Annotated in this window: 8 protein-coding genes; 2 read left to right on the forward strand and 6 right to left on the reverse strand. The window is 72.2% G+C overall.

Features of this window, described 5'->3' with window-relative positions; all coding sequences use genetic code 11:
• Nucleotides 1-43 precede the first annotated feature (43 nt).
• From ACFXPX_RS43270 to ACFXPX_RS43295, 6 genes are all read right to left on the reverse strand, one after another.
• Nucleotides 44-985, reverse strand: coding sequence for a hypothetical protein (locus ACFXPX_RS43270; RefSeq protein WP_380531494.1), 942 nt, complete (start codon nt 983-985; stop codon nt 44-46).
• A gap of 190 nt (nt 986-1,175) precedes the next feature.
• The gene (locus tag ACFXPX_RS43275) at nt 1,176-1,616 is read right to left on the reverse strand and encodes a hypothetical protein (protein ID WP_380595306.1); all 441 of its coding nucleotides are present in this window, start codon (nt 1,614-1,616) and stop codon (nt 1,176-1,178) included.
• Between the two features lie 41 nt (nt 1,617-1,657).
• Nucleotides 1,658-2,155, reverse strand: coding sequence for a hypothetical protein (locus ACFXPX_RS43280; RefSeq protein WP_380531500.1), 498 nt, complete (start codon nt 2,153-2,155; stop codon nt 1,658-1,660).
• 51 nt (nt 2,156-2,206) lie between these two features.
• The gene (locus tag ACFXPX_RS43285) at nt 2,207-2,902 is read right to left on the reverse strand and encodes a hypothetical protein (protein WP_380531503.1); all 696 of its coding nucleotides are present in this window, start codon (nt 2,900-2,902) and stop codon (nt 2,207-2,209) included.
• Between the two features lie 16 nt (nt 2,903-2,918).
• Nucleotides 2,919-3,458 carry an ATP-binding protein gene (locus ACFXPX_RS43290; protein ID WP_380531506.1) on the reverse strand — a complete coding sequence of 180 codons (540 nt, stop codon included), beginning with the start codon at nt 3,456-3,458 and terminating at the stop codon, nt 2,919-2,921.
• The gene (locus tag ACFXPX_RS43295; RefSeq protein WP_380531508.1) at nt 3,455-4,126 is read right to left on the reverse strand and encodes a hypothetical protein; all 672 of its coding nucleotides are present in this window, start codon (nt 4,124-4,126) and stop codon (nt 3,455-3,457) included. The genes ACFXPX_RS43290 and ACFXPX_RS43295 overlap by 4 nt, the downstream gene beginning before the upstream one ends.
• A gap of 224 nt (nt 4,127-4,350) precedes the next feature.
• Between ACFXPX_RS43295 and ACFXPX_RS43300 the strand changes: the two genes are divergently transcribed.
• Together ACFXPX_RS43300 and ACFXPX_RS43305 are read left to right on the forward strand one after the other, a co-directional pair.
• Nucleotides 4,351-5,214 (forward strand): helix-turn-helix domain-containing protein, encoded by an 864-nt coding sequence (locus ACFXPX_RS43300; protein ID WP_380531511.1) that lies wholly within the window; start codon nt 4,351-4,353, stop codon nt 5,212-5,214.
• A 6-nt stretch (nt 5,215-5,220) separates the two neighbouring features.
• Entirely contained in the window at nt 5,221-5,568 is a 348-nt protein-coding gene (locus tag ACFXPX_RS43305; protein ID WP_380531513.1) for a DUF397 domain-containing protein, read from the forward strand.
• Nucleotides 5,569-5,612: the final 44 nt, after the last annotated feature.

A 5,612-nucleotide genomic window follows, 5' to 3' on the forward strand; every position in this document is an offset into this window, starting at 1 on the left:
CACCGAACACGGTGGGCGCCCCGTCGGCCTTGCAGAGGGCCGGTTACTCGATCCGGATCCGGTTGATGTGCCAACCGTCCGGCCGGAGGAGGGATGCGGTGGACGCGGTGACGGGCCCGAGCTCGGCCACCCACCAGGGCAAGGGAGGCCGGTGCGCCCAGCCCCAGTGGAGGATCGCCTGCTCGGCCTGGGCTGCGAGGGCTCTGGCGGGGCGCTGGTCGCTGGTGGTCCACAGCCCGTCCGGGCGGATGTAGACAGCGTGCTCGCCGTCGGCCAGCGCGAGGGTCTGCTCCCAGCGGAGCCGTTCTTCCACCCCGGCGACGGCGAGGCGGCGGGGGTGGTGCACGGCCAGGTAGGCCCACAGGTCGGCCCACTGCTCTTCTCGCAGAGCGGCGACCGCCCTCCGGCGCCGTGTGCCCAGGTCGGGGGCCGGAAGGTGGGGGCGGGTCGCGGGGGTGTCGCCGCCGTCGGGGTACAGGGGGCCGTCCTCGGGCACCGGCCAGTGATCCTCCCCCGCGGTGAGCAGCCGAACTCGCACGCCGGTGGCGCGATTCACTGCGGCGGCCCAGGGGTGGCGGCCACCGAAGGCGAGAGGAACGGCCAGGGCACCGCCCCTGGCCAGTTGTGTGAGCCAGGCGCGGGGGATGCCCCGGACGGGGAGGGCGGAGACGATCAGGTCGTAGGGGCCCTGGTCCGGTCGGCCGTGTGCGAGGTCGCCGATGTGGACATCGACGAGGCCGAGGTTGCGGCCGCGGGGTCCGAGCGGGGCGCGCACGCTTTCTTCGCCGGCGCGGTCCGGCTGGACGGAGAAGAAGGGGGTGTCTCCGCTCAGGTTCGCGAGCTCGCGGGTGATGTCGCTGTCGGGGCCGATCTGGAGGATGCGGGCGCCGGGGGCGACCTGCCGGGTGAGGAGGATGGGCAGGGTCCTCGCCGCCGACGCGGGGGGTACGAGGAGTTGGTGCTCGGGGGCGGGTGAGTCGTTCATGTCCTTCGGGGTCTGGTCGGGGCTTCGCCGGTGGCGCGTCGCCGATGCGGAGGGGGTCGTTTCTGGTTCTGCCAGGCCGCTGGGGGCGGCCGGGTTGTCGGCGATGCGGGTGCCCGTGGTCGCGGGGCGCCTCCGATGGGGGTGTCGACACGGTGGCCGCCGGTGCCCGGCGCACCGAGCGGGGTGCCGGTCACGGCCGGTGCTCCGGCTGCTCGCGGCCCTCGGCCCGCCGCAGGCAGCGGCTCCTGGCGGCCGCGGTTCGGCTTCGGACCAGGGCCGCCCGGCGAACCTCCCGGGGCGGCTCGGGGCTGGCGGGCAGGAGCCGCCAGTGGACGGTGTTGGTCACGGCCACGGTGACGACGCGTCGGCCGGCACGGTGCTGGATGCGCAGAGGGGTGCCGTTGTTGAGCCGGAAGCAGACACGGTGGAAGGCGTCGTTGTCGGTGAAGGCTTCCAGGCGGTGGTCCCGCTCAGAGCGGTCGAGCTGGGTTCCTCCGGCGCGCAGCAGGCGGCCCAGCCAGCGCAGGGCCTGCCCCGCGGTGGCGTGGTGGCTGACGTGCCGCAGCAGAGGGTGGCGGGCACCGGCGAGGTCGGTGCTGGTGTAGGTGGCCGTGAAGCGGGCGGCGGGCACGGGGGTCCTCGGGGTGTCGGGGCGGTGGTGGCCGGGTCGGCTTAGTCCTCTCGGGGGTGGCTTGCGCTCACCGGCGTGCCAGGGTCGATGAGGGTGTGGCCCAGCCACCGCCCCGAGGTGAGGGTGCCGGTGACGGGCGGCCAGTAGGCCCAGCGGACGACCGCAGGTCCGGGGCTGGCCGGCTCGTCGATGAAGTCGGGGTCGGGCGCGGGGTTGGGCACCTTGAGGCGTTCACCGGCGGGCAGGAGGTTGGCCAGCGGGTGGTGGCCGAGCCACGGCTGTTCCTGGTCCGGGGCTATCAGCCAGTAGGTGAGGTCGGAGGTCGCGTCGTACAGCACCGGTCCGAGGCGGTGGGCGCAGGGGCCGGCGAGGGCGGCGGCGAGCAGCGGCAGCCCGGTGGCCGCCGGGAGGGAGATCGTGTCCCAGCGGCTCCCGGTGGGGACGGAGATCAGGAGGTCGGGCTCCGCCAGCCAGCGGATGAAGCCCCGGTCGCGGTGCGTGCTGCCGAGGACTCCGAGCAGCCAGATGCCGGGCGGCATGGCAGCGGCTTGGGCGGGTGTGGGGTGGTGTCGGGGCAGGGGGTTCACCGTCTACCGTCCGTCCCGGCGGCGTTCGAGGACGGTGTAGCGCTGCACGGTGTCGCTCAGACCGAGGACGATGACCTGGCGGGTGCCGTGCAGGAGCAGGACCCGGCGGGTGATCAGACCGGTCATGTCCGCGACCTCGTACGGCCTGCCGTCGAGCTGGACCCAGCTGCCGATGCGGATGTCGCCGGCCCCGGCGGGCAGGGGGTTGAGCAGGGCCCGGCCGTCGGAGAGGTGGTAGATCCCGGCGTGGTCCGGCTCGGTGACGTGCACTCGGGTGTCGAGCGGCCGGACCTGCGGGGCGGGCCGGGAGGGTGCGGGTCGCATGGAGGGTTCCGTTCGAGCGCAAGGGCGCGGTGGCCGCCGCCGGGGCGGTTCGCCGGTCCGGGCAGGGGTGGACGGGGCGGGCGGCTGGCCGGTGGTGAGGACGGTGAACTCCGCGACGGTTTCGAGGCGGGGAAGCGGCAGGATGAGGGCACCGTCGTCGAGGTGGAGGGTGCGCCCGCCGTCCCGGCGCGAGAGCAGGCTGGTGATCTCGCACGCCGTGTCGCCGACCTTGATCCAGGAGCCGGTGCGGAGTTCGTGCCCGCCGGCGGGCACCGGGACGGTGAGGATGCGGCCGTCGGGAAGGCGGAACCGGTCTGGGCCGATCCGTGTCGGGGTTGCGCGGGTTGTTCGCGGGTGCGGGGCTCGGGTGGTCATGGGGGGTTCCGATCGCTCAGTTCGTCGGGGTGACGAGGGGGCAGCGGGCCCAGACGGCCTTGCCGCTGCCCGTGGGCTCCCAGCCCCAGTCGTCGTTGCTGACGGCGCGCACCAGGCCGAGGCCGAGGCCGCCTTCGAAGTCGCCGGGCTCGGTGGTGTCGAGCACCGGCCCGCTCGGGGCGCCGTCGCGGACGACGATGAGCAGGGTCAGGCCGGTGGTCGCCTCCAGCTCCAGGTCGAGCTCGATCCACTCGGGGGCGCCGGGGCGCTGCGCGGGCACGTTGCTGGGAGGCCAGCAGGTGCCGTGGTTGATCACGTGCTTGAGGACGTTGGTGAGCAGCTCGGTGAGGACGAGCATCGCGTCGTGCACGGCAGCGCTGACGGGGTCCTGCTCGGGGTCGCCGAGAACACAGCCGCGTTCGGCCAGCCAGCGGTGGCACCGGTCGACGGCGAGGGAACGGAGCAGGGGGATGTGCTCGGCGGTGAGGTGAGCCTCCCTCAGCTTGAAGGAGGTCTGCCTGGCGTCTTCGGTGCTGACCTGGACGGGCGGGGTCATGTCGCCTCCGTGCTGTGCGGCCGCCGGCCGAAGAAGGCGGCGACGGTGTTGCGCGAACGTTCGGGGGAGAGTTGGGGAGCGCTGGGGGCCGTCTCCGTCGTGGGCGCCTTCTCCTTGCCCGCGAGGAGGGGTGCGAGCGCCGACTCGGAGACGGCGTCGAGTGCGGAGGCCAGCTCCCCGGCGAAGGTCAGCCGGTCGGTGCCGTCGGGTTCGGCCAGCCAATACGGGCCCTTGCGGTGGGGGATGCCGGGCCTGGGGCAGTGGATCTCGTGTGTTCCGTCCGCCGACAGATGGCCGGTGAGGCTCTTCCCCCAATCCCAGAGCTCGGGGGTCTTCCTGGCTATGCCGTTGAGCACGGACCCCCAGGGGTGGGTGAGGGCCGGGACAAAGAAGACGATCGAGCCACCGGTGAAGAGAACCGGTCCGGGTCGGCCCAGTCGCCGCAGTGCGGGCTCGCCCAGCACGCGGTGAACGGCGATGGCCTCCCAGCCGGGGCCGGGCAGGATCTGGATCGGTGCCAGCCCGTGGAGCTCGCGCCAGGCGGCCACCCGGGAGACGAGGTCCGACTGGCCGTGGAGGAGCCAGCGGGCGCCGGGGGTGAGGCCGGTTGGCGGCGCGGTCAGCCCGCCGGGGGGCTGGTGAGCGAACGTCGAAGTGCTGAGCGGCATGGGGGTATCCCTCGTCTCCGGCGCGGCCGAGGAAAAAGCGATCACCGACCGTCACGTCTCCGTGACACCTAGGATGTACCCTGAAATTTCAGCGTGCAACTTCTCTGTGAAATTTCCTTTGATCTCCTTCGGAGTGGAGGGCGTCGGTGAGCGGAGCGATTACTCCTGGTGCGGTCCGTAGGGCAAAATCGGCTCTGGCACGCAGGCAGAGGGGAGGGTCAGCAGTGGCGACAGCACCCATGGGGCCGCTCCAGCACCGGCGGAAGGTCGGCCGACGCCTCAAGGAGTTCCGTGAAGTTTCAGGACTGACGGTCGAACAGGCAGGTCAGTCCATCGGGGTGTCGGACAGCACGATGAGCCGGATCGAGAACGGCAAGCGCGACGTCAAGATGATCGAGCTCAAGGGGCTGCTCGACAGGTACAGCGTCCCCGAGGACGAGCGCAACGCGCTGCTGGCCATGGCTCGCGAGGCACCCGAGGGCGGCATGTGGACCGCGCACGAAGCCGCCTTCCCTCCCACCTTGGAGACCTACCTGGGGCTGGAGGAGGCCGCGCGTACACTGCGGGTCTTCGCCCTGGGTTCGATCCACAGCCTGACGCGCACCCGTCCCACCATGCGGGGCATCCTCCGGTCCGGCCTGCCGGCCGCGAGCGACACCGAGCTTGACCTCCTGACCGATGCCCACATGGCCCGGCAGGAGGTCCTCACCAGGGAACCGGTCCCGGTCGAGCTGGCGATCATCCTGGATGAAGCGGCGCTGCGCAGGCCGGTCGGCGACGCGGAGGCCTGGCGCGACCAGCTCGACCACCTGATCCGGTGCGGCGAGGAAGTCCCGAACATCACCTTCCAGTGCCTGCCCTTCGCGGCCGGACCCCACGGATCGCTGACGGGCGGCTTCACGATGATCGACTTCCCGGACCCTGCCGAGCCCGAGGTCGTGTACTGCGACACGCCGGGCGGCAACCTCTACCTCCCGAAGCCGAAGGACATCCGGCGGTTCGGGCAGCTCTACACCCAGCTGTGCGGCCAGGCACTCTCCCCGGCCGCCTCGCTGGAGTTCGTACGAACCATCCGGCACGAGACGTGAGATGACATGACTGTTCCTAATTTCAGCCACGCCACCTGGTTCAAGGCCCGGGCGTCCGAGAGCGCCCAGGGGTGCTTCGAGACGGCGTTCGCCGAGGGCCACGTGGCCCTGCGGGACTCCAAGGACCGCTCACTGCCCGCCCAGGTCTACCCGGCTGAGGTCTGGAACGGCTGGCTGGCGAACCTGCGCCGCGGCGTCTTCACGGGCCACCGCATCGCCCTCAGCTTCACTGGCGCCGGGGTCCAGGTTCGCGACACGGCCACCCCCGACGCCCAGGTCCACACGTACACGCTGCACGAGTTCTTCTGCTTCATGTCCGGGGTGCACGGCCGCGAGTTCGACCTCGCCGCCTGACCTCCCTGTACGCGAAGGCGCCCGGCACTCTCGTTGAGTGCCGG

Origin of the sequence: Kitasatospora sp. NPDC059146 (genome assembly GCF_042786665.1) — a bacterium.
In the GTDB taxonomy this organism is placed as follows: Bacteria; Actinomycetota; Actinomycetes; order Streptomycetales; family Streptomycetaceae; genus Kitasatospora.

Excerpts from the sequence above, each read along its gene's own strand:
- ACFXPX_RS43270 (WP_380531494.1), bottom strand. The coding sequence starts at position 985 with ATGAACGACTCACCCGCCCCCGAGCACCAACTCCTCGTACCCCCCGCG.
- ACFXPX_RS43280 (WP_380531500.1), bottom strand. The coding sequence starts at position 2,155 with ATGCCGCCCGGCATCTGGCTGCTCGGAGTCCTCGGCAGCACGCACCGC.
- ACFXPX_RS43285 (WP_380531503.1), bottom strand. The coding sequence starts at position 2,902 with ATGACCACCCGAGCCCCGCACCCGCGAACAACCCGCGCAACCCCGACA.
- ACFXPX_RS43290 (WP_380531506.1), bottom strand. The coding sequence starts at position 3,458 with ATGACCCCGCCCGTCCAGGTCAGCACCGAAGACGCCAGGCAGACCTCC.
- ACFXPX_RS43295 (WP_380531508.1), bottom strand. The coding sequence starts at position 4,126 with ATGCCGCTCAGCACTTCGACGTTCGCTCACCAGCCCCCCGGCGGGCTG.
- ACFXPX_RS43305 (WP_380531513.1), top strand. The coding sequence starts at position 5,221 with ATGACTGTTCCTAATTTCAGCCACGCCACCTGGTTCAAGGCCCGGGCG.